27 protein-coding genes are annotated in these 26,135 nt (G+C 72.5%); 16 read left to right on the top strand and 11 right to left on the bottom strand.

The features are described from left to right. The first annotated feature begins 174 nt into the window (after positions 1 to 174). The 7 genes from argS (at position 175) to ACE3UN_RS13565 (ending at position 7,736) form a co-directional block, all read left to right on the top strand. A complete protein-coding gene (gene argS / locus ACE3UN_RS13595; protein ID WP_374675501.1) occupies positions 175 to 1,887 on the top strand; it encodes an arginine--tRNA ligase in 1,713 nt (570 codons plus the stop codon). A gap of 5 nt (positions 1,888 to 1,892) precedes the next feature. Further along, the gene (locus ACE3UN_RS13590; RefSeq protein WP_374675500.1) at positions 1,893 to 2,555 is read left to right on the top strand and encodes an SPOR domain-containing protein; all 663 of its coding nucleotides are present in this window, start codon (positions 1,893 to 1,895) and stop codon (positions 2,553 to 2,555) included. A gap of 62 nt (positions 2,556 to 2,617) precedes the next feature. Beyond that, entirely contained in the window at positions 2,618 to 3,268 is a 651-nt protein-coding gene (locus tag ACE3UN_RS13585) for a thiol:disulfide interchange protein DsbA/DsbL (RefSeq protein WP_374675499.1), read from the top strand. 106 nt (positions 3,269 to 3,374) lie between these two features. Next, positions 3,375 to 3,962 (top strand): lipopolysaccharide transport periplasmic protein LptA, encoded by a 588-nt coding sequence (lptA, locus tag ACE3UN_RS13580; RefSeq protein WP_374675498.1) that lies wholly within the window; start codon positions 3,375 to 3,377, stop codon positions 3,960 to 3,962. Next, positions 3,959 to 4,732 (top strand): LPS export ABC transporter ATP-binding protein, encoded by a 774-nt coding sequence (gene lptB, locus ACE3UN_RS13575; protein ID WP_374675497.1) that lies wholly within the window; start codon positions 3,959 to 3,961, stop codon positions 4,730 to 4,732. Before lptA ends, lptB begins: the two co-directional genes overlap by 4 nt. A gap of 8 nt (positions 4,733 to 4,740) precedes the next feature. Continuing rightward, positions 4,741 to 6,255, top strand: a complete 1,515-nt coding sequence (locus ACE3UN_RS13570) for an RNA polymerase factor sigma-54 (protein WP_374675496.1) — start codon at positions 4,741 to 4,743, stop codon at positions 6,253 to 6,255. A gap of 233 nt (positions 6,256 to 6,488) precedes the next feature. Then, on the top strand, positions 6,489 to 7,736 hold the full coding sequence (locus tag ACE3UN_RS13565; protein ID WP_374675495.1) for a class I SAM-dependent RNA methyltransferase: 1,248 nt from the start codon (positions 6,489 to 6,491) through the stop codon (positions 7,734 to 7,736). On the opposite strand, the gene ACE3UN_RS13560 is transcribed toward ACE3UN_RS13565, so the two are convergent. Both ACE3UN_RS13560 and ACE3UN_RS13555 read right to left on the bottom strand, forming a co-directional pair. Then, positions 7,717 to 8,940: an MFS transporter gene (locus ACE3UN_RS13560; RefSeq protein WP_374675494.1), complete on the bottom strand. Its 1,224-nt coding sequence runs from the start codon at positions 8,938 to 8,940 to the stop codon at positions 7,717 to 7,719. The genes ACE3UN_RS13565 and ACE3UN_RS13560 overlap by 20 nt on opposite strands. Positions 8,941 to 9,044: 104 nt before the next feature. Further along, positions 9,045 to 9,773, bottom strand: a complete 729-nt coding sequence (locus ACE3UN_RS13555) for a 16S rRNA (uracil(1498)-N(3))-methyltransferase (protein WP_374675493.1) — start codon at positions 9,771 to 9,773, stop codon at positions 9,045 to 9,047. Between the two features lie 68 nt (positions 9,774 to 9,841). Here ACE3UN_RS13555 and ACE3UN_RS13550 point away from each other — a divergent pair, with 68 nt between their 5' ends. Together ACE3UN_RS13550 and ACE3UN_RS13545 are read left to right on the top strand one after the other, a co-directional pair. Then, positions 9,842 to 10,825 (top strand): hypothetical protein, encoded by a 984-nt coding sequence (locus ACE3UN_RS13550; RefSeq protein ID WP_374675492.1) that lies wholly within the window; start codon positions 9,842 to 9,844, stop codon positions 10,823 to 10,825. Positions 10,826 to 10,934: 109 nt separating this feature from the next. Next, a complete protein-coding gene (locus tag ACE3UN_RS13545) occupies positions 10,935 to 11,921 on the top strand; it encodes a HEAT repeat domain-containing protein (RefSeq protein ID WP_374675491.1) in 987 nt (328 codons plus the stop codon). A 53-nt stretch (positions 11,922 to 11,974) separates the two neighbouring features. Here the strand turns inward: ACE3UN_RS13545 and ACE3UN_RS13540 are convergent, their stop codons facing one another. The 5 genes from ACE3UN_RS13540 to ACE3UN_RS13520 form a co-directional block, all read right to left on the bottom strand. After that, positions 11,975 to 12,541: a hypothetical protein gene (locus tag ACE3UN_RS13540; protein ID WP_374675490.1), complete on the bottom strand. Its 567-nt coding sequence runs from the start codon at positions 12,539 to 12,541 to the stop codon at positions 11,975 to 11,977. Positions 12,542 to 12,704: 163 nt separating this feature from the next. Beyond that, on the bottom strand, positions 12,705 to 14,378 hold the full coding sequence (locus ACE3UN_RS13535) for a long-chain-fatty-acid--CoA ligase (protein WP_374675489.1): 1,674 nt from the start codon (positions 14,376 to 14,378) through the stop codon (positions 12,705 to 12,707). An 88-nt stretch (positions 14,379 to 14,466) separates the two neighbouring features. Beyond that, entirely contained in the window at positions 14,467 to 15,891 is a 1,425-nt protein-coding gene (locus ACE3UN_RS13530) for an NAD(P)(+) transhydrogenase (Re/Si-specific) subunit beta (protein WP_374675488.1), read from the bottom strand. 97 nt (positions 15,892 to 15,988) lie between these two features. Then, on the bottom strand, positions 15,989 to 16,297 hold the full coding sequence (locus tag ACE3UN_RS13525) for an NAD(P) transhydrogenase subunit alpha (protein WP_374675487.1): 309 nt from the start codon (positions 16,295 to 16,297) through the stop codon (positions 15,989 to 15,991). A gap of 2 nt (positions 16,298 to 16,299) precedes the next feature. Further along, positions 16,300 to 17,445, bottom strand: coding sequence for a Re/Si-specific NAD(P)(+) transhydrogenase subunit alpha (locus tag ACE3UN_RS13520; protein ID WP_374675486.1), 1,146 nt, complete (start codon positions 17,443 to 17,445; stop codon positions 16,300 to 16,302). Positions 17,446 to 17,572: 127 nt separating this feature from the next. Between ACE3UN_RS13520 and ACE3UN_RS13515 the strand changes: the two genes are divergently transcribed. Together ACE3UN_RS13515 and mnmA are read left to right on the top strand one after the other, a co-directional pair. After that, positions 17,573 to 18,052 (top strand): NUDIX hydrolase, encoded by a 480-nt coding sequence (locus tag ACE3UN_RS13515; RefSeq protein WP_374675485.1) that lies wholly within the window; start codon positions 17,573 to 17,575, stop codon positions 18,050 to 18,052. 44 nt (positions 18,053 to 18,096) lie between these two features. Continuing rightward, positions 18,097 to 19,212, top strand: coding sequence for a tRNA 2-thiouridine(34) synthase MnmA (gene mnmA / locus ACE3UN_RS13510; RefSeq protein ID WP_374675484.1), 1,116 nt, complete (start codon positions 18,097 to 18,099; stop codon positions 19,210 to 19,212). Positions 19,213 to 19,239: 27 nt separating this feature from the next. On the opposite strand, the gene ACE3UN_RS13505 is transcribed toward mnmA, so the two are convergent. From ACE3UN_RS13505 to ACE3UN_RS13495, 3 genes are all read right to left on the bottom strand, one after another. Then, a complete protein-coding gene (locus ACE3UN_RS13505; protein WP_374675483.1) occupies positions 19,240 to 19,416 on the bottom strand; it encodes a hypothetical protein in 177 nt (58 codons plus the stop codon). Next, entirely contained in the window at positions 19,413 to 20,000 is a 588-nt protein-coding gene (locus ACE3UN_RS13500; protein ID WP_374675482.1) for a thioredoxin fold domain-containing protein, read from the bottom strand. The genes ACE3UN_RS13505 and ACE3UN_RS13500 overlap by 4 nt, the downstream gene beginning before the upstream one ends. 104 nt (positions 20,001 to 20,104) lie before the next feature. Further along, positions 20,105 to 20,722, bottom strand: coding sequence for a glutathione S-transferase N-terminal domain-containing protein (locus ACE3UN_RS13495; protein ID WP_374675603.1), 618 nt, complete (start codon positions 20,720 to 20,722; stop codon positions 20,105 to 20,107). Between the two features lie 152 nt (positions 20,723 to 20,874). On the opposite strand from ACE3UN_RS13495, the gene purB reads away from it, so the two are divergent. The 3 genes from purB (at position 20,875) to ACE3UN_RS13480 (ending at position 24,675) form a co-directional block, all read left to right on the top strand. Next, on the top strand, positions 20,875 to 22,254 hold the full coding sequence (gene purB / locus ACE3UN_RS13490; RefSeq protein ID WP_374675481.1) for an adenylosuccinate lyase: 1,380 nt from the start codon (positions 20,875 to 20,877) through the stop codon (positions 22,252 to 22,254). A 115-nt stretch (positions 22,255 to 22,369) separates the two neighbouring features. Further along, positions 22,370 to 23,575, top strand: coding sequence for a YjgN family protein (locus ACE3UN_RS13485; RefSeq protein ID WP_374675480.1), 1,206 nt, complete (start codon positions 22,370 to 22,372; stop codon positions 23,573 to 23,575). Then, positions 23,572 to 24,675 (top strand): M48 family metallopeptidase, encoded by a 1,104-nt coding sequence (locus ACE3UN_RS13480; RefSeq protein ID WP_374675479.1) that lies wholly within the window; start codon positions 23,572 to 23,574, stop codon positions 24,673 to 24,675. The genes ACE3UN_RS13485 and ACE3UN_RS13480 overlap by 4 nt, the downstream gene beginning before the upstream one ends. 31 nt (positions 24,676 to 24,706) lie before the next feature. On the opposite strand, the gene ACE3UN_RS13475 is transcribed toward ACE3UN_RS13480, so the two are convergent. After that, on the bottom strand, positions 24,707 to 24,883 hold the full coding sequence (locus ACE3UN_RS13475) for a hypothetical protein (RefSeq protein ID WP_374675478.1): 177 nt from the start codon (positions 24,881 to 24,883) through the stop codon (positions 24,707 to 24,709). A 139-nt stretch (positions 24,884 to 25,022) separates the two neighbouring features. Here ACE3UN_RS13475 and pyrF point away from each other — a divergent pair, with 139 nt between their 5' ends. Both pyrF and ACE3UN_RS13465 read left to right on the top strand, forming a co-directional pair. Beyond that, the gene (gene pyrF / locus ACE3UN_RS13470; RefSeq protein WP_374675477.1) at positions 25,023 to 25,838 is read left to right on the top strand and encodes an orotidine-5'-phosphate decarboxylase; all 816 of its coding nucleotides are present in this window, start codon (positions 25,023 to 25,025) and stop codon (positions 25,836 to 25,838) included. Between the two features lie 108 nt (positions 25,839 to 25,946). Further along, a partial coding sequence (locus ACE3UN_RS13465) for a hypothetical protein (RefSeq protein ID WP_374675476.1) occupies positions 25,947 to 26,135 on the top strand: 189 nt, incomplete at its 3' end.

Here is a 26,135-nt window from a genome sequence, read left to right as displayed (position 1 = left end):
CCTGGGTGCTTGCCCCGTGTCGGGTCCGACCGCAGGGCACCAGGAGGCCACTGTGCCCGAGAGCCGGGCAGCCCGCATGCCGAACAGCCCCCGTTCGACCCCGCAAATCGCCTCCATCGCCCGCGGCGGGCCGCGCCGTCCGGCGCTGGGGCGGCCCGTAGAATCCCGCCCACCATGATCCAAGCCAAGGCAGAGCTGCAGCTCGCGCTGGCCCGCGCCGTGGCGCAGCTGGCCCCCGACCACCCCTTCACGCCGGTCTTCGAGTCTCCCAAGCAGGCGGCCCACGGCGACCTCGCCATCACCGCCGCCATGCAGCTGGCCAAGCCGCTGAAGAGCAACCCGCGCGCGCTGGCGCAGGCGCTCGTCGACGCGCTGAACACTCAGCCGGAGGTGCAGCGCTGGGTCAGCGCGCTGGAGATCGCCGGCCCCGGCTTCATCAACCTGCGCCTGGCCCCCGCCGCCAAGCAGGCCATCGTGGCCGAGGTGCGCGCCGCGGGCGAGGCCTTCGGCCGCCGGCCGGCCAACGGCCAGCGCGTGATGGTGGAGTTCGTCTCCGCCAACCCCACCGGGCCGCTGCACGTGGGCCACGCCCGCCAGGGCGCGCTGGGCGACTCCATCAGCGCGCTGTTCGAGACCCAGGGCTGGTCGGTCACGCGCGAGTTCTATTACAACGACGCGGGCGTGCAGATCGCCACGCTGGCCACCTCCACCCAGTGCCGCATCCAGGGCCTGAAGCCCGGCGACGCCGACTGGCCCGAAGCCGCCTACAACGGCGACTACATCGCCGACATCGCGGCCGACTTCCTGGCCAGGAAGACGGTGAAGGCCGACGACCGCGAGTTCACCGCCTCGGGCGACCCGGACGACCTGGACGGCATCCGCCAGTTCGCCGTGGCCTACCTGCGCCATGAGCAGGACCTGGACCTGCAGGCCTTCGGCGTGCGCTTCGACAACTACTTCCTGGAGTCGGGCCTGTACGCCAGCGGCCGCGTGGCGCAGACCGTCGAGCGCCTGGTGGCCGCGGGCAAGACCTTCGAGGACGGTGGCGCGCTGTGGCTGCGCACCACCGACTACGGTGACGACAAGGACCGCGTGATGCGCAAGTCCGACGGCACCTACACGTACTTCGTGCCCGACGTGGCCTACCACCTGAACAAGTGGGAGCGCGGCTTCACCAAGGTGGTCAACTGCCAGGGCACCGACCACCACGGCACCATCGCCCGCGTGCGCGGCGGCCTGCAGGCGGCCGGCGTCGGCATCCCCGAGGGCTACCCGGACTACGTGCTCAACACCATGGTGCGCGTGGTGCGCGACGGCGCCGAGGTGAAGATCAGCAAGCGCGCCGGCAGCTACGTCACCCTGCGCGACCTGATCGACTGGACCAGCCGCGACGCGGTGCGCTTCTTCCTCATCAGCCGCAAGGCCGACACCGAGTTCACCTTCGACGTCGACCTGGCCGTGAAGCAGAACGACGAGAACCCGGTGTTCTACGTGCAGTACGCGCATGCGCGCATCTGCTCGGTGCTGGCCCGGGCGCGCGAGATGGGGCACGACGAGGCGGCCATGGCGGGCGCGGACCTGTCGCTGCTGACCGCGCCGGCCGAGGCCGCGCTGATGCTCAAGCTGGCCGACTACCCCGACATGCTGGCCCACGCCGCGCGCGACCTGGCGCCGCACGACGTGGCGTTCTACCTGCGCGACCTGGCCGGGGCGTACCACAGCTACTATGCCGCCGAGCGCTTCCTCGTGGACGACGCCGCGCTGGCGCGCGCCCGCCTGGCGCTGCTGGACGCCACCCGTGTCGTGCTGCGCAATGCGCTGGCCCTGCTGGGCGTGGGCGCACCGGAATCCATGGGCCGAGACACCACCACGACGGAGACAGCATGAGGCCGATGACGGTCCCCACCCGCCAGCGCGGCGGATTCGCGCTCGGCCTCATCGTCGGCCTGCTCGTGGGCCTGGCGGTGGCGCTGGGCGTGGCGCTCTACATCGCCAAGGTGCCGTCGCCCTTCCACGACAAGGTGCCGCACCGCACGCCCGAGCAGGAAGCGGCCGAGGCCGAGAAGCTCAGGAACTGGGACCCGAACGCCGGCCTGGGCGGCAAGCCGGTGCCGGCCAAGCCGGCGGCGTCGGCGCTGCCGGCCTACCCCGAGGCGCCCGCGGCGCAGCGGCCCGCCCCCGCGTCGGCGCCTGCCGCAGCCGCCCCGCGGTCGCAGCGCGACGCGGCCGCGATCCTCTCCGGCGAGCCGGTGCCGCCTCCGCCGCTGCGCGCGCCGGCCGCCACGCCCGGCCCCGCCCGGCCGCCGGCCGGCGATGCCTTCGTCTACTACGTGCAGGCCGGCGCCTTCTCCAGCGCCGACGATGCCGAGCAGCAGCGCGCCCGGCTGGCCCTGCAGGGCTTCGGCGCCAAGGTGCACGAACGGGAACAGAGTGGCCGGGTCGTCCACCGCGTGCGCCTGGGTCCCTACGACTCCCAGGCCGAGGCCACCACCCAGCAGGAGCGGCTGAAGGCCGCCGGCATCGACGCCGCGCTGGTGCGCCTGGAGCGGAACTGAACCGCGTCGCCCGGCTCCATCCCGCCTCCCGCACCGACCGACACCCTACGAAAGCCCATCCGATGAACCGCTCGATCACCCGGCGCCACTTCCACTGCCTCGGCCTGGCCGCCGCCGCCCCCGCTTGGCTGCCCCGGGCCGCCCAGGCCCAGGGCGGGCCGGTGGAGGGCAAGCACTTCGTCCGCCTGTCGCAGCCGGTCGCCCCGGCGGCCGCGGGCAAGGTGGAGGTGGTCGAGTTCTTCTGGTACGGCTGCCCGCACTGCTTCTCGCTGGAGCCGTTCGTCGAGCAGTGGCTGGCCAAGCTGCCGGCCGACGTCGCCTTCCGCCGGGTGCCGGCCGCCTTCACGCCGCAGTACGAGTTCCACCAGAAGGTGTTCTATGCCTTCGAGGCGCTGGGCCTGCTGGGCAGCCTGCACCGCAAGTTCTTCAACGCCATCCACGTCGACCGCAAGCGCCTGGTCACCGAGGCCGACGTGGCCGCCTTCGTCAGCGCCAACGGCGCCGACGGCGCCAAGGTCGCCGACGCGATGAAGTCCTTCAGCGTCATCGGCAAGGCGCGCCAGGCCAAGCAGCTGTCCGACGCCTACGGCGTGGACAGCGTGCCCATGCTGGGCGTGCAGGGGCGCTTCCGCACCTCGGCCGCCATGGCGGGCGGCGTGGACAAGGCCTTCCTGGTGGTGGACCACCTGGTCGAACTCGCCCGCAAGGGCTGACACCCGACCACGCCCCGGCTCGCCACGCGGGCGGAGTGCGCAGGTTTTCCGCCTCCCCGGCCCCCGCTGGGGCTAGAATCGGCCTGCAAGTTTCATGCCGATTTTCATGCGCCCAGCCCCCGTCCCGCCCTTCGCCCGCCTGCTCACCGGCCTGGCCGTGCTGGCGCTGGCGGCCCCCGCCGGCGCCGAACGCGCCGACCGCAGCAAGCCCATGGAGATCGTCAGCGACGGCCAGCAGTCCGCGACGGTCGACCTGAAATCCCGTGTCACGGTGATCAGCGGCAACGTGGTCATCACCCAGGGCACGCTGCAGATCAAGGCCGACCGCGTGGAGGTGCGCGAGGACACGCCCGGGCGCTTCCATGCCACCGCGATCGGCGCGGCCGGCCGCCCGGCCACCTTCCGCCAGAAGCGCGACCGGGTGGACGAGTACGTGGAAGCCGAGGCCGCGCGCGTGGAATACGACGGCGCCGCGGAGCGCGTGCGCTTCGTGGGCGACGCCCAGCTGCGCGTGCTGCGCGCGAGCGGCCCGCCCGACGAGGCCAGCGCCGCCGTGATCAGCTACGAGCAGCGCAGCGACACCATCACCTTCGAGGGCGGCGCACCCGCCACGCCGGGCGCCGCGCCCGGGCGTGCGCGCCTGGTGTTCATCCCGCGCTCGGCCGACGCGGCCGCGTCGGAGCCGGCCCGGTGAGCGCCCCGCCCACCGGGTCCGCCGTGAACGGCAGCCGCCTGGAGGCCGCGGGCCTGCGCAAGAGCTACGGCGCGCGCACCGTGGTGAAGAACGTGCACCTGGCCGTGGGGGCCGGCGAGGTGGTGGGGCTGCTCGGGCCCAACGGCGCCGGCAAGACCACCACCTTCTACATGGTGGTGGGCCTGGTGCGCTGCGATGCCGGCACGATCCACATCGACGGCACCGCGGTGGAGCACCAGCCGATCCACCAGCGCTCGCGCCTGGGCCTGAGCTACCTGCCGCAGGAGGCCTCCATCTTCCGCAAGCTCACGGTGGAGGAGAACATCCGCGCCGTGCTCGAGCTGCAGCTCGACGCCACCGGCAAACCGCTGCGCGACGCCGAGATCCAGCGCCAGCTCGACGCCCTGCTGCTCGACCTGAGCCTCTCGGGCCTGCGCGAATCGCCCGCGCCGGCGCTGTCCGGCGGCGAGCGGCGGCGGGTGGAGATCGCCCGCGCGCTGGCCACCCAGCCGCGCTTCATCCTGCTGGACGAGCCCTTCGCCGGCGTGGACCCCATCGCCGTGATCGAGATCCAGCGCATCATCGGCTTCCTGAAGGCCCGTGGCATCGGCGTGCTGATCACCGACCACAACGTGCGCGAGACGCTGGGCATCTGCGACCGCGCGTACATCATCAGCGAGGGCTCGGTGCTGGCCGAAGGCACGCCCGACCACATCATCGAGAACCCGGACGTGCGCCGCGTGTACCTCGGTGAACACTTCCGCATGTAGGGCTGGACATGAAGCCCACCCTGCAGGTTCGCCTGTCGCAGCACCTGGCGCTCACGCCGCAGCTGCAGCAATCCATCCGCCTGCTGCAGCTGTCCACGCTGGAGCTGCACCAGGAAGTCGAGCAGATGCTCGAGCAGAACCCCTTCCTGGAGCCGGAGGAAGACCATCCGCCCTTCGAGTACGTGGCGCCCGAGCGGGCCACGCGCGACGAGCAGGAGGCCGCCTCCGGCACCGCGGGCGACACGGCCGACGAGCCGGCGGGCGTGGACGGCGCCGAGTTCGGCACCACCGAGCGCGACGACTGGGAGAACGGCACCGAGCGCGACGACTTCGACGGCATCCGCGAGCTGCCCTCGTCCAGCCCGGCGGGGCCGGGCGGCGACGACGACGGCCTGGACGCGCAGGACCGCAACAGCCTGGCGCCGTCGCTGCAGGACCACCTGCGCGGCCAGCTGGCCGGCATGCGCCTGGCACCCGCCGACGCGGCCGCCGTGCACGTGCTCATCGAGTCGCTGGACGACGACGGCTACCTCGACGGCTCGCTCGACGAGATCGCCGAGCGGCTGGCGGAGTCGCTCGGCATCACCACGCCCGAGGGCCGCGAGGAGCTGCTCGACCAGCTGCGTTGCGGCCTGAAGTGGCTGCAGAGCATGGAGCCCGCGGGCGTGGGTGCCTCCTGCCTGGGCGAGTGCCTGGCGCTGCAGCTGCGCGACAAGCCCGCGTGCGCAGCCCGCGCATGCGCCATCGCCATCGCGGGCGCCCACCTCGATCTGCTGGCCCGCCGCGACCTGAAGAAGCTCGCCGCCGCCACCGGCTGCGACGAGGCCACCGTGAAGGCCGCGCAGGCCCTCATCGTGGCCTGCGAGCCCAAGCCCGGCCGGCCGTTCGCGCGGGCGGACAACCTCATCGTCGTGCCCGACGTGATCGTGCAGAAGGCGGGCCGCCAGTGGAAGGCCGTGCTCAACCCCGACGTGATGCCCAGGCTGCGGGTGTCCGACCTGTACGCCCAGGCCGTACGCGGCCAGCGCGGCAACGGGCCCAGCGGCCTGTCGGCCCGGCTGCAGGAGGCGCGCTGGTTCATCCGCAACATCCAGCAGCGCTTCGACACCATCCTGCGCGTGAGCCAGGCCATCGTCGAGCGCCAGAAGGCCTTCTTCAGCCACGGCGAGATCGCCATGAAGCCGCTGGTGCTGCGCGAGATCGCCGACGAGCTGGGCCTGCATGAATCCACCATCAGCCGCGTGACCACGGCCAAGTACATGGCCACGCCCTTCGGCACCTTCGAGCTGAAGTACTTCTTCGGCTCCTCGCTGAACACCGACGCCGGTGGCAACGCGTCGTCCACCGCCGTGCGCGCGCTCATCAAGCAGTTCGTCGCGGCCGAGGACACCCGCAAGCCGCTGTCGGACAGCCAGATCGCCGACATGCTCGAGGAGCAGGGCATCCAGGTGGCCCGGCGCACCGTGGCCAAGTACCGCGAGGCGCTCAAGATCGCGCCGGCCAACCTTCGCAAAGCACTGTGAGTCAGCCCCCACGCTCCCTGCCGGTCGCTGCCCCCCGGGGGGGCTCGCACAGCGGCCCGGCGAAGCCGGATCCGCGCACGCCGCGTGACGAGGCCGGCGCAGAAAGCCCGCCCCCACGCTCCCTGCCGGTCGCTGCCCCCCAAGGGGGCTCGCGCAGCGGCCCGGCGAAGCCGGATCCGCGCACGCCGCTTGACGAGGCCGGCGCTGCGCGCGGCCGGCAGGAAGGGGGCGCCATGGATGGCACGCTGTTCCTGCCCTGCGCGGCGGGCGTGGAGCCCTACCTGGCGGCCGAGTGCCGCGTGCTGCTGGGCGCAGGCGTGCCCGTGGACGAGGGCCGCGGCGGCGTGTGGGTGCAAGGCGATGCCATCGCCGCCATGCGCCTGAACCTCGGCAGCCGGCTCGCGCAGCGTGTGCTGTGGCAGGTGGCCGACGGCCCCTACGCCAGCGAGCAGGACATCTACGCCCTGGCGCGCCGCATCGCCTGGCCGCAGTGGATCACGCCACGCCACACGCTGCGCGTGGACGCCTCGGCCTGGCGCTCGCCGCTGCGCAGCATCAACTTCGCCGCGCTCAAGGTGAAGGACGCGGTGTGCGACACCCTGCGCGAGGCCACCGGCGAGCGGCCCAGCGTGGACACGCGCCACCCCGACCTGGGCCTGGTGCTGCACCTGGGCCCCGAGCACGCCAGCCTGGCGATCGACCTGTCCGGCGAGGCGCTGTTCAAGCGCGGCTGGCGCAACGCCCAGGGCGGGCAGGTGCAGGTCAAGGGCGAGGCGCCGCTGAAAGAGACGCTGGCCGCCGCCATGCTGGCCGCTGCCGGCTGGCACGGGCGGCCCGAGGACGGCGGCCTGCTCGACCCCTGCTGCGGCGCCGGCACCATTGCCATCGAGGCGGCCCAGATCGCCTGCGGCATGGCACCGGGCCTGCACCGGCGCTTCGCGTTCGAGCGGCTGCTGCCCTTCGGCAGCCCGGCCCTGCGCAGCGCATGGGCGCAGATGCAGCAGCAGGCGCGCCAAGCGGTGCATGCCCCGGCGGTGCCGGTGTGGGCGGGCGACGTCTCGTTCCGCATGACCGATTTCGCCGCCCGCAACGCCGAGCGCGCCGGGGTGCGCCACGCCATCGAGTTCAAGACGGCCGACGTGCTGCAGCGGCCGCCACCGGCGCCGCGTGGCCTGATCGTGATGAACCCGCCCTACGGCGAACGCATCGCGCCCAAGGGGCAAGGCCAGGCGCAGGGCGCCGGCCCCGCGCTGGTCGGCGGCGAGCGCTTCGAGGGGGCCCAGGACGCGGCGGACTTCTACGCCCGCCTGGCCAGCCACTGGAAGAAGCACTACGGCGGCTGGACCGCCCACGTGCTCACGCCCGAGGCGAAGCTGCCGCAGCTGCTGCGCCTGAAGGAAAGCCGGCGCACGCCGATGTGGAACGGCGCCATCGAGTGCCGCCTGTTCCGCTTCGAGCTCGTCAGCGGCTCGGCGCGCTGACGGCCGGGCCGGCTGCCCGCCCCGGCAGGCGCCACAGCAGCACGGCCAGCAGCGCCAGCGGCAGCAGCGCGCCCAGGTTCATCGCCTGCCAGCCGCCCGTGGTGACCAGGGCACCCGAGCCGAAGGACGTGAGCGTCATGGTGCCCAGCACGCAGCGGTCCATCAGGGCCTGCGCCCGCACCTTGTGCTCGGGCGCATAGGTCTCGGTGTACAGCGTGGTACCGCCCACGTAGAGGAAGTTCCAGCCCACGCCCAGCAGCAGCAGCGCGCCCGTGAAGTGCATCAGGTCCACGCCGTGCAGCGCCACCGCGATGCAGGCCGCGTTGAGCAGCACCCCCGCCAGCAGCACCGGCTTCACGCCCAGGCGGCGGATCAGGCTGCCGGTGAAGAAGCTCGGCAGGTACATGCCCAGCACATGCCACTCCAGCACCCAGGCCACCGCCGAGAACGGGTGGCTGCACACCTGCATGGCGATGGGCGTGGCGGCCATCAGCAGGTTCATCACCCCGTAGCCGAGCGCGGAGGCCGCGATGGCGGCCACCACCGGCGCGCGCCGCAGGAAGCCGGCGGGCAGGTGGCCGGCCGCGCCGGACGGCACCGGCGGCAGCACCGGGAACTCGATGCGCGACAGGCTCAGCATGGACATTGCCGCCACCGCCACCAGCGTGGCATAGGCGCCGGCGAACGGCACCGCCAGCGCATCCCGCGTGGCCTGGGCCAGCTCGGGCCCGAGCACGCCGCCCACCACGCCGCCGGCCAGCACCCAGGAGATGGCCCGCTCGCGCCCCGCCGGCCCGGCCACCTCGGTGGCGGCGAAGCGGTACAGCGCCGCGTTGGCGTTGTAGTAGCCGCCCAGGAGCGTGGCGCCCACCAGCAACCAGAAACTGCCCACGAGCGCCGCCACCGCGCACAGGGCGGAGGCCACCATGGCCACCGCGAGGCCGGCCTGGAAGGCGCGCCGGCGCCCCACCCGCTGCTGGTGCCGGGCCACCAGGCCGGTGGACAGCGCGCCGCCCAGCACGTAGGCCGTCAGCGGCAGCGTGGCCAGCCAGCCACTGGGCGCGAGCGACAGGCCCACCAGGCCGTTGACGGCCATGAACACCACGTTGTTCAGCAGGAACAGGCCCTGGCAGACCGTGAGCCAGAGCAGGCCCTGGCGGGGCGTCGGGGTCGGCGGGGCCGAGTCGGTCAGGGGCATGGGCATGGGCGTGGGCAGGTGCGCAGGCGAGGCGCCAGGTGGGGCAGGATGGAGGCTGCCCCCATGGCAAGGTCAAGTGCGGCGGGCCGGCGCCGCCGCGCAGGGGCGCGTCAGCGGCCGGCCGCCAGCAGCACCAGCGCGGCCAGCGGGGCGGTGTCGGCCCGCAGCACACGCGGGCCGAGCGACACCGGCGCGAAGCCGCGCTGCCGGGCCAGGGCCTCCTCCTCGGGCGTGAGCCCGCCTTCCGGCCCGCTCATCACCATCGCCGGCCCGGCGCTGCCGCACAGGGCCGACGCGGGCCGCGCATCGGGCGCAAAGCACAGCACGTGGCGCTGGCTGCCCTCGGCCGGGGGCAGCGTGGCGAGCCACTGCGCCGGCGTGCACACCGGCTGCACGCGCGGCACCTGGGTGCGCCCGCTCTGCTCGGCCGCCGCCACGGCCACCGCCTGCCAGTGGGCCTGGCGCCGCTCGGCGCGTTCGCCCGCGAGCCGCAGCACGCTGCGTGCGCACTGCAAGGGCTGCAGCACCGCCACGCCCAGCTCGGTGGCCTTCTCGACCAGCGCGTCCATGCGCTCGTTGGCCGGCATGCCCACGGCCAGCGTCACGGCGCAGGGCAGCTCGCGCGACACGGCGTGGCGGGCGAGCGGGCGCACCTCCACCTGCTGGCGACCGCCCATGTGCAGCACCTCGGCCTGCCACTCGCCCCCGCGGCCGTCGAACAGCGTGAGCGCGTCGCCGGGCTGCAGGCGAAGCACCTGCACATGGCGGGCCGCCTCCGGGGGCAGGGCGAGCACGGTGCCGGCGTCCAGCGGCACATCGAGGTACAAACGTGGGGGCATGCACGCAAGTGTGCCGCAGCCACAATCGGCGGCCCACGCCGCGCCGTCGGCGACCGCCAGGAGACACGATGGATGCTTCCCGTGCACACGCCCCGGCCCGTGCCGCCGTGCTGCTGCAGACGGCAGACGCCTGCCACGACGACGACCCGTCGCGCGCCGCGGGCCTGCTGCAGTCGCTGGACTTCGCCGAGCTGGACCCGGGCCAGCGGGCGCGCGTCGCGTTCCTGCTCACCCACGTGTTCGCCGAGCGCCTGGGCCAGCCCGGCGAAGCCTGGCGGCTGCAGCAGGCGCTGCTGGCCGCCTGCGGGCCCCAGGCGTCGCTGCCGCTGCTGCGCAACGCCGCAGCGGCCGCCCGGCTGGCCGGTGAGGGGGCCGCGGAAGCCGCACTGACCTCGCGCCTGGCCGACAGCGCCGGCGTGCCGCCGGGCCAGGCAGCTGACCTGGTGGCGGTGGCGGCCACGGTGTTCGGGCTGTCGCGCCTGCATGGCGCGCACGCCGGAGAGGCGGCGCTCGCGGCCCTGGCGCCACTGCACGGGCCGGCCTGGCAGTCCGCCAGCGCGCTGGACGGGCCGGCCGCCGCGTTGACCAACAACATCGCCACCGAGCTGGCCGAACGCCCCGTGCCGGAGCTGGACGTGCCGTCGGTGCGTCGCGCCATGGACGAGGGGGCGCGGCTGGCGCAGGGCTTCTGGCACCGGGCGGGCCAGTGGGTGCAGCACGAGCGCGCCCACTACCTGCGCGCGCTCGTGGCCAATGCGCTGGGCGATCCGGCGGTGGCAGCCGAGCAGGCGAACGCCGGCCTGGTGCTGCTGGCCAACCACGACACCGACCGCCAGCAGCAGGTCGACGAGGCCTTCCTGCGCAGCGAGCTCGCCCACGCGCTGTCGCGCATGGGCCGAGGCGTCGACGCCTCGGTGGAACGCGGCATGGCCGACGCCCTGGCCGAGGGCTTCGACGACGCGGAGCTGGTGGCCTGGTACCGCCGCCGGCTGGCGCGGCAGGTGGCGCTCGACGCCGTGGCCACCGCCGGTGCGGGCGCAGCCAGGCCCTGACACCCGGGTTGGCGCAAACCGTTTCCCGTGCGGCGCGCATGACATGGCATTCGCCGGGTCGTGGATCCAGCCGATGACACCCCATGCGACCCGAGGAGGAAACCGCCCGATGAACCCGCTCCACCTGTTCCGCGCCGCGCCCGCCATGGCCGTGGCGGCCGCTTGCCTGTCCGGCTGCGCCGTCAACATGAAGGTGCCCATCAAGGACCCGGCGCCCTCGGCCAGTGCCTACGAGCAGGCGGTCAAGCCGGCCCCGGTCACCCTGGCCTTCAAGGACGACCGGCGCGAGGAGGACAAGGCCAGGACGGTGTCCGGCCTGATCCCCATGCAGCTGGTCTACCTGGACAAGCCCTTCGATGCCGTGCCCTGGGTGGCGCAGCACACCGTGAAGGAGCTGGCGGCCCGCGGCCTGCCCGTCGTGCTGGGCGATGCACCGGGCGGCACCACGGTGCTGATCAAGCGCCTGCGCATCGAGAACCACCGTGCCAGCGGGTTCTCGCCGTTCGTCACCTTCACGTCCGTGCGGGCGGACCTGGTCACCGACCGGGGGCCGCAGACGATCACGTCCTACGTCAAGCGCGGCAAGGTCCCGGTGATGAGCTTCGATGAAGTGATCGACCCGACCTACAACGATCCGCTGGGCATCGTGACGAAGGAACTGGCGGCGAAGCTGAACCAGCAGCTGTTCCGCCAGTCGATCAGCGACGAGGAAGTCGGCGCCCTGGTCCGCAGGATCCAGCAGGACGGTGACAAGTCGGCGGATGCCTACCTCGCCGTGTACCAGCTCGGCTTCGGCAACAACGCACGCGCCGTGCCGGAGCTGGTCAAGCTCAGCACCCACGCCAACGAGTACGTCCGCCTGGCCGCCATCTCGTCGCTGGGCATCCTCAAGGCGACGGACCAGATGGCCTTCCTGAGCGGGCTGTACGAGAACACCACGCTCATCTGGCAGGACCGCGCGATGGCGCTGAAGGCCATCGGCGACCTGGGAACGGAGGCATCACGCGCCTACCTGCAGAAGCAGAAGTCCCAGCTGGAAGGCCGCACGGACAAGGACGCCACCTGGACGCAGGAGATCATCGCCCTGTACCTGTAGCCGGGAGTGCCCGGGGCGAGGGCCGGCCCCGGGCGGGTGCGCCCGGGCAGGCGTCAGGCCTTGACGGCGCCGATGGCGTAGGTGAGCTCACCCACGGCGGCCATGCCGTGCTCCTGGCGCAGCTGCTCGGCGAAGCGCAGCGCCAGGCTGCGCAGGTCCTCGATCCCGTTGCACTTCTCGATCTCGAGGGCAAAGCGGTAGCCCCGCATCAGGCCGAGCTTGGCCTTGCCGACGGAATTCAGCGCGTCGTACAGCGGCGTGTAGGCCGCCGCGCGGATGACCTGCTGCGTGCGGTCCCAGTCGGCGCTGTCCGGCGTGGCGGGCGCGGCCGCCGGCGCGGGCGCGCGCGACGCGGGCTCCCGCAGATCCGCCGGCGCCGGCCCCGCGCCGGCAGGCCGTGGCGCCGCGCCTGCCGCCCCGCCGGCCTCGGCGATCAGGCCGTTGTCGCGCAGCAGGGCCACGTCCTCCGGCGTCACGCCGTGCACCTGCACGAGCCAGTCGTCCAGGCTGCGTGAATCGTTGATGACCAGCAGCAGGTTGCGCGCCGGCCGGCTGAGCTTGAGCGCGCGGGCCTGGATCTCGACCTGGCCCGCGGGCGTCCTGACAAAACGAGACGGCATGCTCGATCCCGATGGCGATGGGCCCCAAACACGGCCGGGTGCGCCCGTGACGGCGCCCTGACCACCCTGTATGGCCGCCTCCGTGAACGGGCCGGAGACAGCTCGGCGGCCCCGCACTCCCTACGGGGTCGCTCGCCGGCCGCCGTGGTCGGCGGTCAGGCGCTCATTTCTTGTCGCGCAACTCGCGGCGCAACACCTTGCCCACCGGTGTCTTCGGCAGTTCGGTGCGGAATTCAATCACCCGGGGCCGCTTGTAGCCGGTCAGATTGGCTTCACACCAACTCCGCACATCGCTTTCGGTCACGGACGGGTCCTTTTTCACGATGACGACCTTCACCGCCTCGCCCGCCTTGTCGTCCGGCACCCCCACCGCCGCGCATTCCAGCACGCCCGGCATCTGGGTGATCACGTCCTCGACCTCGTTCGGATACACATTGAAACCGGACACGAGGATCATGTCCTTCTTGCGGTCGACGATGCGGAAGTAGCCGCGCTCGTCCATGACCCCGACGTCGCCCGTGCGGAAGTAGCCGTCGGCGGTCATCACCTTGGCGGTCTCGTCCGGACGCTGCCAGTAGCCGGCCATCACCTGCGGCCCGCGGATGGCGATCTCGCCGGCCTGGCCGGCCGGCACCTCGCGGCCGTCGTCGTCCAGCAGGGTGAGCTCGGTGTTGCTCACCGGCAGGCCGATGGTGCCCGTGTACGCGGTGGTGTCCACCGGGTTGCACGCCGCCACCGGCGAGGTCTCGGACAGGCCGTACCCCTCGCAGATGGGGCAGCCGGTCTTCTCCAGCCACAGCCGGGCCGTGGCCTGCTGCACGGCCATGCCGCCGCCCACGGAGATGACGAGGTGGCTCCAGTCCACGCTGTCGAAGTCGGGGTGGTTGGCCAGCGCGTTGAACAGCGTGTTCACCGCGGGGAAGCTGTGGAAGCGCTCGCGCGACAGCTCCTTGAGCACGGCCGGGATGTCACGTGGGTTGGGGATCAGGATGTTGCAGCCGCCCATGCGCAGGCCCAGCATCATGTTCGTGTTGAAGCCGAAGATGTGGTACAGCGGCAGGGCGCAGATGGTGACCACCTGGTCGCCCGGCGGGATCTTCTTCAGCGCGGGCTGGTACCAGGCCTCGGACTGCAGCACGTTGGCCACGAGGTTGCGGTGCAGCAGCACCGCGCCCTTGCTCACGCCCGTGGTACCGCCGGTGTACTGCAGCACGGCGATGTCGTCCGGGCCCATCTTGGGCGCGGTGAACGCCTTGCCGCGGCCCTGCGAGAGCGCGTCGTTGAAGCGCGTGGCCGCCGGCAGGCTGAAGGCCGGGACCATCTTCTTCACCTTGCGCACCACGTGGTTCACGATGGCGCCCTTGAGCAGGCCCATCATGTCGCCCATGGCGGCCAGCACCACGTGCTGGGTCGGCACGTGGTCGGCCACCTGCTGCAGCGTGGCGGCGAAGTTCTCCAGGATGACGATGGCCTTGGCGCCCGAATCCTTGAGCTGGTGCTCCAGCTCGCGCGGCGTGTACAGCGGGTTCACGTTCACCACCACCATGCCGGCGCGCAGCACGCCGGCCACCGCCACGGGGTACTGCGGCACGTTGGGCAGCATGATGGCCACGCGGTCCCCGCGCTGCAGGCCCAGGCCCTGCAGGTAGGCGGCGAAGGCGCGCGAGAGCTCGTCGATCAGCTCGAAGCTGAACGGCTTGCCCATGAAGCGGTAGGCCGGCAGCTTGGCATGCTGGCGGAAGCTCTCGTCCAGCAGGGCCACCAGCGAGGGGTAGACATCGATCTTCACCTCGGCCGGCACGCCGGCGGGGTACTGCTTCAGCCAGATCTTTTCCATTCGTGAGCTCTTGTCGTGTTGCGCGCGATTGTCCCTGCCGGCCTCGGCCAGCCCCATCAGGGGATTCGATAGCGAGCGACCGGGGCGGTCACTCGATGGCCTTGACCATCTCCTCGACCACCTTCTTGGCGTCGCCGAAGACCATCATGGTCTTGTCCATGTAGAACAGCTCGTTGTCCAGGCCGGCGTAGCCGGCCGCCATGGACCGCTTGTTCACGATCACCGTCTTGGCCTTGTAGGCCTCGAGGATGGGCATGCCGTAGATGGGGCTGCCCTTCTGCAGCGCGGCGGGGTTGACCACGTCGTTCGCGCCCAGGATGACGGCCACGTCGGCCTGGCCGAACTCGCCGTTGATGTCTTCCATCTCGAACACCTGGTCGTACGGCACCTCGGCCTCGGCCAGCAGCACGTTCATGTGGCCCGGCATGCGTCCGGCCACGGGGTGGATGGCGTACTTGACGGTGATGCCCTTGTGGGTGAGCTTCTCGGCCAGCTCCTTCACCGCATGCTGGGCGCGCGCCACCGCGAGGCCGTAGCCGGGCACGATCACCACGGTCTCGGCGTTGCCCAGGATGAAGGCGGCATCGTCGGCCGAGCCGCTCTTGACGCTGCGCTGCACGGCCGCACCGGCCACGGCCGCCCCCGCGTCGCCGCCGAAGCCCCCCAGGATCACGTTGAGGAAGGCGCGGTTCATCGCCTTGCACATGATGTAGCTGAGGATGGCGCCCGAGCTGCCCACCAGCGAGCCCGCGATGATGAGCATGCTGTTGTTGAGCGAGAAGCCGATGCCCGCCGCCGCCCAGCCCGAGTAGCTGTTGAGCATGGACACCACCACCGGCATGTCGGCGCCGCCGATGGGGATGATGAGCGTGACGCCCAGCACGAAGGCCAGGGCCAGCATGGCGTAGAACGCCGCGTGGCTCTCGGTGCCCATGTACGCCAGCCCCAGCCCGATGGTGACCAGGCCCAGCGCCAGGTTGAGCCAGTGCTGGCCGGCGAACACCACGGGCGCGCCCTGGAACAGGCGGAACTTGTAGGTGCCCGACAGCTTGCCCCAGGCGATGACCGAGCCGCTGAAGGTGATGGCGCCGATGGCGGCCCCCAGGAACAGCTCCAGCCGGTTGCCCGCGGGAATGGCGCCGCCCTTGGCGGTGATGCCGAAGGCCCAGGGCTCGACCACCGCCGCCACCGCGATGAACACCGCCGCCAGGCCGATCATGCTGTGGAAGAACGCCACCAGCTCGGGCATCTTGGTCATCTCGACCGTCTTCGCCCGCCAGGCGCCGAACACGCCGCCCGCGACCAGGCCCACCAGCACCCACACCATGCCGTCGCCCACGCCACCGCCCTGGCGCACGATGAGCGCGGCGGTGGTGCCCACCGCGATGGCCATGCCGGCCATGCCGAACAGGTTGCCGCGGATGGAGGTGGTGGGGTGCGACAGGCCCTTCAGGGCCTGGATGAAACACACGCTGGCGATGAGGTACAGCAGCGTGACGACATTCATGCTCATGACTGCCCCTCGGTCGACGGGTACGTCGCCCGGCCCCCCGAGGGGGCGCGGGCCGGCTTGGGAGCGGCCCGGCGCTCGGCCCGCATCATGTGGTTCGTCATGCCTTGCCTCCCGTGCGGTCCTTCTTCTTGAACATCTCCAGCATGCGCCGGGTGACGAGGAAGCCGCCGAAGATGTTGACGGACGCCAGCGCCACGGCCAGCACGCCCATGGTCTTGCCCAGCACCGTCTCGGTGAGCGCCGCGGCCAGCATGGCGCCCACGATGACGATCGCCGAGATGGCGTTCGTCACCGCCATCAGCGGCGTGTGCAGCGCGGGCGTCACCGTCCACACCACGTGGTAGCCGACGTAGATCGCCAGCACGAAGATGATCAGGTTGATGATCGTCGGGGACACGGCATCCATGGTCAGGCCTTCGTCGTCACGGCGTGGTTCTGGGTCATCAGGCAGGCGGCGACGATGTCGTCGTCCGCGGGCACCTGGAAGGCGCCCTCCTTGGTGATGACCAGCTTGAGGAAGTCCAGCACGTTGCGCGCGTACAGGGCGCTGGCGTCGGCGGCCACCATGGCCGCGAGGTTGGTCTCGCCCACCAGCGTGACGCCGTGGCGCACCACCGTGCGGCCGGGCTCGGTGAGCGGGCAGTTGCCGCCCGGCGCCCCATGCGGGCCGGCAGGGCCGCGCCCCGCGGCGATGTCCACGACCACGGAGCCGGGCTTCATGGACCGCACCATGTCCTCGGTGACCAGCGTGGGCGCGGCCCGCCCGGGGATGAGCGCGGTGGTGATCACCACGTCCGCCTGGGCGACCCGCTTGGCCACCTCGGCCTGCTGGCGCGCCAGCCAGCCCGGTGGCATGGGACGCGCGTAGCCGCCCACGCCCTGCGCGGCCTCCCGCTCCTCGTCGGTCTCGTACGGCACGTCGATGAACCTGGCGCCCAGCGATTCGACCTGCTCCTTCACGGCGGGGCGCACGTCGGAGGCCTCGATGACGGCGCCCAGGCGCTTGGCCGTGGCGATGGCCTGCAGCCCCGCGACACCCACGCCGAGCACCACCACGCGGGCGGCCTTCACCGTGCCGGCGGCGGTCATGAGCATGGGAAAGAACCTGGGGTAGCGGTCCGCGGCCATGATCACGGCCTTGTAGCCGGCGATGTTGGCCTGGCTGGACAGCACGTCCATGCTCTGGGCCCGCGTCGTGCGCGGCGCCGCCTCCAGGGCGAAGCTGGTCAGCCCGGCGGCGGCCAGCGCCTCCAGCCCCGCGCGGTCGAAGGGGTTGAGCATGCCGACCAGGGCGGCGCCGGGCTTCATCAGCGCGAGCTCGTCCGCGGAAGGGCGCTGCACCTTGAGCACCAGCTCGGCGCCGAAGGCCGCTGCGCGGTCCACGATGCGGGCGCCCGCGGCCTCGTAGGCGGCGTCGGTGGCGCTGGCGGCCACCCCCGCGCCCGATTGCACCAGCACCGTGTGCCCTTGGCCCACGTACTTGCGGGCCGTCTCCGGCGTCACGGCCACGCGGGTTTCCCCGGCGGCCGATTCCAGCGGTACGCCGATCAGCATGCATCTCTCCTCACGCAACTCGCCCAACGGGCTGGCAGCCCGTCATGGCAGGCCGTCCGACTGTCTGACGCCGAGCTTACCAGTGGAAACCATCAGCGTACCTGGGGAGTCGCTCTAACATCGCCGGATGTCAGAACCCCGCTGGAAACCGAGCGTCACCGTGGCCGGCATCGTGGCGCAGGCGGGCCGTTACCTGCTCGTGGAGGAGCACACGGCCGACGGCCTGCGGCTCAACAACCCGGCCGGCCACCTGGACCCGGGCGAGGACATCGTGCAGGCCGTCGCCCGCGAGGTGCTGGAGGAGACGGCGCGCCCCTTCACCCCCGAGGCGCTGGTGGGCGTGTACCTGGCGCGCTTCCAGCACGGCCGCAGCGGCGAGGACGTCACCTACCTGCGCTTCGCGGTCTGCGGCGCGGTGGGCGAGGCCATCGCCGGCCGGGCGCTGGACGAGCCCATCGTACGCACGCTGTGGATGACACCCGACGAGCTGCGCAGCTGCCCCGAGCGCCACCGCAGCCCGCTGGTGCTGCGCAGCATCGAGGACCACCTCGCGGGCCGGCGGGCGCCGCTGTCGCTGCTGCAGGCCGACGCGAGCCTGTACCTGTAGCCTCGCGGCAGCGCCGCCTGGCGCCTTGCGGGGACAATCGCGCCATGGCAACACAACGCGTGGTCGTCGGCCTGTCCGGCGGGGTGGATTCCGCCGTGAGTGCCTGGCTGCTCAAGCAGCAGGGGCACGAGGTCGTCGGCATCTTCATGAAGAACTGGGAAGACGACGACGACGACGAGTTCTGCTCGTCGCGCCAGGACTTCCTGGACGCGGCCAGCGTGGCGGACGTGATCGGCATCGAGATCGAACACGTGAACTTCGCCGCCGAGTACAAGGACCGCGTCTTCGCGGAATTCCTGCGCGAGTACCAGGCCGGCCGCACGCCCAACCCGGACGTGCTGTGCAACGCCGAGATCAAGTTCAAGGCCTTCCTCGACCACGCCATGCGGCTGGGGGCCGAGAAGATCGCCACCGGCCACTATGCGCGGGTGCGCGAGCGCGCCGGGCGCCACCAGCTGCTCAAGGGCCTTGACCCGCTGAAGGACCAGAGCTACTTCCTGCACCGGCTGACGCAGTCGCAGCTGGCGCGCACGCTCTTTCCCGTGGGCGAGCTGCCCAAGACCGAGGTGCGCCGGCTGGCCGCCGAGATCGGCCTGCCGAACGCGAAGAAGAAGGACTCGACCGGCATCTGCTTCATCGGCGAGCGGCCCTTTCGCGAGTTCCTGAACCGCTACCTCAGCCATGCGCCGGGGCCCATCCGCGACGAGCGCGGGCGCCCGCTCGGCGAGCACGTGGGCCTGAGCTTCTACACGCTGGGGCAGCGGCAGGGCCTGGGCATCGGCGGCGTGAAGGACCGCCGGGCCGCCCGCGGCGGCGGAGAGCACGCGCCCTGGTACGTGGCGCGCAAGGACATCGCCACCAACACCCTGGTGGTGGTGCAGGGCCACGACCACCCGCTGCTGCGCTACCGCGCGCTGGTGGCCGCGGACGCCAGCTGGGTGGCAGGCGATCCGCCGGCGGCCGGGCCGCTGTCGGCCAAGACACGCTACCGCCAGGACGATGCACCGTGCACCCTGGTGCAGCCCGGCCTGCAGGGGTTCACGCTGGACTTCCCCGCGCATGCGCCGCAGTGGGCCGTGACGCCGGGCCAGTCGGCCGTGCTCTACGACGGCGAGGTGTGCCTGGGCGGTGGCGTGATCGACAGCGCCACGCTGGGCTGAAGGCCCGGCACCGCGTGCCGGCGGCCGTCAGAAGCGGCGCCGCCCGCCCTTCATGCCCTTCTTCATGCCCTTCATGCCGCGGCCGGCCAGGCCGCCGAGCCCGCCCAGCCCGCCGCCCGCGCCGCCGCCCATCTGGCCGCGCATGAAGCGCCGGAACACGCCCATCAGCACGCGGCGCAGCAGCATGTTCAGCAAGGCGTTCACAGGCCCACCATCTGTCGGAGTTGTTCGGCGCTGACCGCGCCCGAATGCTGGCCGGCCTGGCCGCTGCCGCTGTGGCGGAAGATGATCAGCGGCACGCTGTCGGCGTCCAGGCGCTTGAAGATCTCGGTGTTGGCCTTGACCTTGGCCACCACGGCCTCGTCAGGCGTGCCCATGGCGGTGATGCCGCCGCCGTTGTTCAGCACGCTCTGCTCGTTCTGCTGCATCGCGGCCGCGGGGTCGGGCGCCGAGAGGATGGCCACGCCCTGGGTGAGCGACTGCGGCCGCAGCAGGCCGATGGGCATCCACACCACCTTCACGCTGCCGGCCAGCGGCTGCAGGTTCTGCCACAGCTGCGCGCAATGCGGGCAGGTGGTGTCGAAGAACACGTAGACCGTGTGCGCCGACATCATGGGCCCGGTGGTGAAGCCATGCCCGGTGGCAGCCAGCGCGTAGGCATCCGCGGCCGCGGGCGCGGACGCGGCCGGCCCGGCCGCGGCGGAGGGCGGGGTGCCACCGTCGCGCCCGCAGGCGGCCAGCAGCAGGGCGGCCGACAGGGCCGTCAGGGGAAGCAGGGAGCGGCGCATGATGCCGCGAAGTATGGCGCAGCGGCCACCGGCCGCACCGGCCCGAGGGAATTGCCGCCCGGCGACGCTCGGCACCAGGCGGCGCCGCCCCGCACGGCGCGCCGTCAGGCCGCCGGCGGCGCGGTCTCCACGAAGCTGGGCCGCGCCGAGAGCTTCTCGTACAGGCGGGCCAGGTTCGGGTGCTCGCTGCGCCAGTCGATGGCGGGGTAGCGGAAGTCCAGGTAGCCCAGCGCGCAGCCCACGGCAATGTCGGCCAGCGTGAAGTGGATCCCGCTGCAGTGCGGCTTGTCGGCCAAGCCGCGGCTCATCGCCCGCAACGCCATGGTGACCCGGCCCATCTGGCGCTCCGCCCAGGCGGGACAGCGCTGGGCCTCGGTGCGGCCGGCCCAGTGCATCTCCATGCGGGCCAGGATGCTGGCATCCAGCAGGCCGTCGGCCAGCGCCTCCCAGGTGCGCACTTCCACGCGCTCGCGGCCGGTGGCCGGAATGAGCTTGCCCACGGGCGACAGCGTGTCCACGTACTCCACGATGACGCGCGAATCGAAGATCGCCTCGCCGCCGTCCAGCACCAGGCAGGGCACCTTGCCCAGCGGATTCGCGGCCAGGATGGCCTCGCTGCCCCAGACGTCCTCCAGCGCGAACTGGTAGTCGAGCTTCTTCTCGGCCAGCACGATGCGGACCTTGCGGACGTAGGGGCTGGTGTACGAGCCGATGAGTTTCATGCGGGAATGGGACATGCAGGCGGCTCGGATTCTAGCGAGCGGCCTCCCGGCCCCGCGGGCGTGCCCGGCGGAGGGTGGCCCCCTAAAATGGCGGGCTTCGCCGCCCCTGCCTGGCACCCCCCTCTTTCTCGACCCGCTGGAGACCTCAGGCCATGCCGAACCCGCTCTCGACCCTCATGGCCCTGTCCCCGCTCGACGGCCGCTACGCCGGCAAGGTGGCGGCCCTGCGCCCGCTGCTGTCGGAGTACGGGCTGATGCACCGCCGGGTGCAGGTGGAGGTGGAGTGGTTCATCGCCCTGTCCGACGCCGGCCTGGCGGGCTTCGCGCCCTTCTCCGAGGCCGCCCGCGGGCTGTTGCGCGGGCTGGTGGTGCGCTTTTCCGAGGCGGACGCCCAGGCCATCAAGGACATCGAGAAGACCACCAACCATGACGTCAAGGCGGTGGAGTACTGGCTGAAGTCGCGCCTGGAGTCGCAGCCCGAGCTGAAGGCGGCGTCCGAGTTCGTGCACTTCGCCTGCACCAGCGAGGACATCAACAACACCAGCCATGCGCTGATGCTCAAGGCCGCGCGCGCCGAGGTGCTGCTGCCCGCGCTGGACCGCATCGTCGACAAGCTCGCCGACATGGCCCGCGCCCACGCCGCCGTGCCCATGCTGTCGCGCACCCACGGACAGACGGCCAGCCCCACCACCGTGGGCAAGGAGATCGCCAACGTGGTGGCCCGCCTGCGCACCGCGCGCGAGCGCATCGCCGCCGTGCCGCTGCTGGGCAAGATGAACGGCGCGGTGGGCAACTACAACGCCCACCTCATGGCCTACCCCGACAAGGACTGGGAGGCGTTCGCCCGCCAGGTCGTCGAGCAGCGCCTGGGGCTCACCTTCAACCCGTACACCATCCAGATCGAGCCGCACGACTACATGGCCGAGCTGTTCGATGCGGTCACGCGCGCCGACACCATCCTCATCGACTTCGCGCGCGACGTGTGGGGCTACATCTCGCTGGGCTACTTCAAGCAGCGGCTGAAGGAAGGCGAGGTGGGCTCGTCGGCCATGCCGCACAAGGTGAACCCGATCGACTTCGAGAACGCCGAAGGCAACTTCGGCCTGGCCAACGCGCTGCTCACCCACCTGTCGCAGAAGCTGCCCATCAGCCGGTGGCAGCGCGACCTGACCGACTCCACCGTGCTGCGCAACATGGGCGTGGCGCTGGGCTACGCCGTGCTGGGCTACGACGCGCTGGCCCGCGGCCTGGACAAGCTGGAGCTCAGCACCGAGGCCCTGGCCGCCGACCTGGACGATGCCTGGGAAGTGCTGGCCGAGGCCATCCAGACCGTCATGCGCCGCCATGCGCTGCCGCAGCCCTACGAGCGCCTGAAGGCCTTCACCCGCGGCAAGCCCATGACCCGCGAGCTGATCCAGGGCTTCATCGACGGCCTGGCCGGCGAGCTGCCCGAGGCGGAGATCACCCGCCTGCGCGCCCTGACGCCGGGCGCCTACACCGGCCTGGCGGCCGGGCTGGCCAGCCGCATCTGACGCCCCCACGGCCCCCCCGGGGCCGACCGGGCGCCACCGCGAAGAATGTTGATCGCCGGCGCCCGGGCCGGTGCCACGCTCCCGCCGCACACACACAACGGCCCAGGGAGGGCACATGCACGACATCGACACGCCGCTGACGCGGCCCGCCGCCGCCTGGCCGGAGACCGTCCCACCCCCGCCCCCACTCCCCTCGGCAGGTCCGACGCGCCTGCCGGTGGTCTTCACGGGTTCGGGCAGCGAGTACTTCCGCATCTGGGTGGTCAACCTGCTGCTGACGATCGTCACGCTCAGCCTGTACCGCCCGTTCGCCAAGGCGCGTCGCCTGGCCTACTTCCACGGCAACACGCTCGTCGGCGGCCAGCCCCTGGGCTTCCACGGGAACCCGTGGAAGATGCTGCGTGGCTACCTGCTGATGCTGCTGTTCGGCGGCGTCTATGTCGGCGCCAGCCAGCTGTCGCCCGTGGCCGCCGTGGCGGCGCTGGTGGCGTTCGTGGCGCTGTGGCCGGCACTGTGGCGGGCCTCGCTGCAGTTCCGGCTGGCCAACACCAGCTGGCGCGGTGTGCGCATGGCCTTCACCGGCGACCTCGCCGGCGCCTACCGGGCGATGCTGCCGGGGGCGCTGCCGTGGCTGCTGTTCGTCGGCAGCACGCTGTTCCTGCCGACCGAGGCGCCCGCGGACGCCGAGCCGGCGATGCCGGACGCCCTGCCCTGGGTGTTCGGCATCGCCATGGCGGCCATGCTCGCGCTCATGCCGCTGTCGCTGGCGTGGATCAAGCGCTACCAGCACGGCCACTACGCCTATGCCGGCGAACGCTGCCACCTGGAGGCCCGCACCGGCCGCTTCTACGTGCTCGCCCTGAAGGTCCTGGGCGTGTCGCTGGCCGGGGTGGTGGTGCCGGGCCTGGTCGTCGCCGCCGGCTTCGCGTGGAGCGACGGGCCGGGCGCCGCCAGCCTGCTGGTGCTCATCGCGTCCATGTCGTTCTACGGCGTGTTCTTCCTCGTCACGCTGCCCTACGCCCAGTCCCGCCTGCAGAACCTGGTCTGGGGCGCCACCTGCTCGCGCTCGCTGCGCTTCCACAGCGCCCTGCCGGTGCTGCCGCTGGGCTGGCTGGGGCTGAAGAACCTGGCGCTGGTGATCCTGACGCTGGGGCTGTACTGGCCCTTCGCCGCGGTGGCGGTGGCGCGCCTGCGCCTGCAGGCGGTGAGCGTGCAGGCCGAGGGCGACATCGACCAATGGCAGGCCGGCGCCGTCGCGGGCCAACACGACGCCACCGGCGACGCCGCCGGCGACTTCTTCGGCATCGACATGGGGCTGTGAGCGCGACCGTGGACACGCACGCACCGGCCACGCTGGCCAGCGAGTACTTCGACGGCCAGACGGCGACCGCCCGGCCGGTCACGCTGCACATCGAGCCCGGCTCCGGCGACCTGCTGATCGAAGGCGAGGGCGTGGCCCGCCGGGTGCCCCGCCACGAGCAGCGCTGGCCCGAACGCCAGCGGCACGGGCCACGCCTGATGTACCTGCGGCCGCACGGGCTGATCAGCCATGCCGACGGTGCCGCCTGGGACGCCTGGGCCCGCGCCCACGGCGTGCGCGACCCGCTGGTGGTGCGCTGGATGCAGAGCTGGCGCGGTGTCGCGTGGGCGCTCGTGGTGTGCGTGCTGCTCGCCTGGGCCGGCTGGCAATGGGGCGTGCCGGGGGCGGGGCGGGTGATCGTCGCCGCCATCCCGCCCGCGGTCGACGCGGCCATCGGCGAGCAGGCCCTGCAGTCGTTCGACCGCGAGGGCCTGGCGCCCAGCCGGCTGCCCCCGGCCCGCCAGGCCGCCATCCGGCGCCGCTTCCAGGAGGCGGTGGACCGCGCGTACCCGGCGGACCAGCGCCCGGCCCATGTGCTGCATTTCCGCTCGTCGGGCAGGCTGAAGATCGGGCCGAACGCCCTGGCCCTGCCCGGCGGCCAGATGGTGCTCACCGACGAACTGGCCGAGTTGCTGGCTGATGCGCCGGACGTGGTCACCGGCGTGCTGGCCCACGAACTCGGCCATGTGCGTCACCGCCACGGCATGCGCATGGTGGTGCAGGCCAGCCTGCTGGCCGCCGCCGCCGGCCTGGTGGTGGGCGACTTCTCCAGCGTGCTGGCCACCGTGCCGGCGGTGCTGGGCCAGGCCGCGTATTCGCGCGACGCCGAACGCGAGGCGGACCTGGAGGCGATCGCCGTGCTGCGCGCCAACGGGCTGCGGCCGTCGCGCATGGAGCTGCTCTTCGAGCGCCTGGCGCAGGCCCGCGGCCGCCGGGCCGAGGGCAAGGGCGGGGCCACAGGCGAGGACGCGGCGGACGAGCTGCCCATCGCCATGGCCAGCCACCCCGCCGACGCGGAGCGCCGCCGCACCTTCCGCGAGGCCGACGGCGCCCGGCGCTGAGCGGGCCCGCCCGCCGGGGGCGGGGACCGCGTCAGCCCGCTGCCGAGGCCACCAGCCGCCCGGGCGGAAGGGCCTCGTCGGCCAGCACCGACAGGCAGGCCCCCAGCAGCCCCACCGACGCCACCACCGACAGGCCGAGCAGCAGCAGCGGGCCCCAGGCGGGCCGGCGGTCGGGACGGGAAGCGAGCGGGCGGGGCGGGGCATGCATGGCGTTCTCCAGGGTCGCCTCCACATAACGCGGTGGCGGCGCCAAAACCGACACTGCCCGCGACAGATGACCGTCGGATGACAGCGCAGCGGCCCGCTCGGGCCGCCCGCCGGGCGGGTGGCGCTCCTAGAATCGCCCCATGCACTTCCCGTCCCGGCTGGCCGAGGCCAGCGCACGCCACGATTCCCTGCTGTGCGTCGGACTCGACCCTGACCCGGCGAAGTTTCCCGCTGGCTGGAAGGGCGATGCCAGCCGCATCCACGACTTCTGCGCCCGCATCGTGGACGCCACCAAGGACCTGGTCTGCGCGTTCAAGCCGCAGATCGCCTACTTCGCGGCGCACCGGGCCGAGGACCAGCTCGAGCGGCTGATGGCCTACATCCGGCGCGTGGCGCCCGACGTGCCGGTGATCCTCGATGCCAAGCGGGGCGACATCGGCGCCACCGCCGCCCAGTACGCCCGCGAGGCCTTCGAGCGCTACCAGGCCGACGCCGTGACGCTCTCGCCCTTCATGGGCTTCGACTCCATCGAGCCTTACCTGGGCTACGACGGGCGGGGCCTGATCCTGTTGTGCCGCACGTCCAACCCCGGCGGCAGCGACCTGCAGGCCCAGGCGCTGGCCGACGGCTCGCTGCTGTACGAGCACATCGCCCGCCTGGCCGCCGGTCCGTGGAACCGCGGCGGCCGCCTGGGCCTGGTGGTGGGGGCCACCTTCCCGCAGGAGCTGGCGCGCGTGCGCGAGCTGGCTCCCACCCTGCCGCTGCTCATCCCCGGCGTGGGTGCCCAGGGCGGCGACGCCGCGGCCACCGTGCGGGCCGCCTGGCGGCCCGGTGCACCCATCATCGTCAACTCCTCGCGCGCCGTGCTGTACGCCGGCCAGGGGGACGATTTCGCCAGCCAGGCGCGCGCGGTGGCCGAGTCCACCCGGCGCGAGCTGAACGCGGCGCGGGCCTGATGCCCCCCGCTGCGGCCCCATGCAGGACGTCCGCCGCCCGCGGCCCGGCATGAGCCGCCCGGCCGTTCCCAGGGCACATGCCGCCGGGCGTGGCCCGCAGGTGCTCCGGTGAGCGACGTGCGCCGCGACAGCACCAGCCCCAGCCTGCCGCCGTTCGACCCGGCGATCACGCTGTCCACGCTGAGCGGCCTGGCCGATTTCGTGCATTCCCGGCCGGCGGGCGGCGAACTGCCGCCGTTTCCGCCCGCACCCGGCCGGCACGCCGTGGCCCTCGCCGGCGCCACGGCGGCCGCCGCG

The organism is Ideonella sp. (genome assembly GCF_041918995.1).
Taxonomy (GTDB): Bacteria; Pseudomonadota; Gammaproteobacteria; order Burkholderiales; family Burkholderiaceae_C; genus Ideonella.
This window is presented reverse-complemented; position numbering and strand designations above follow the sequence as displayed.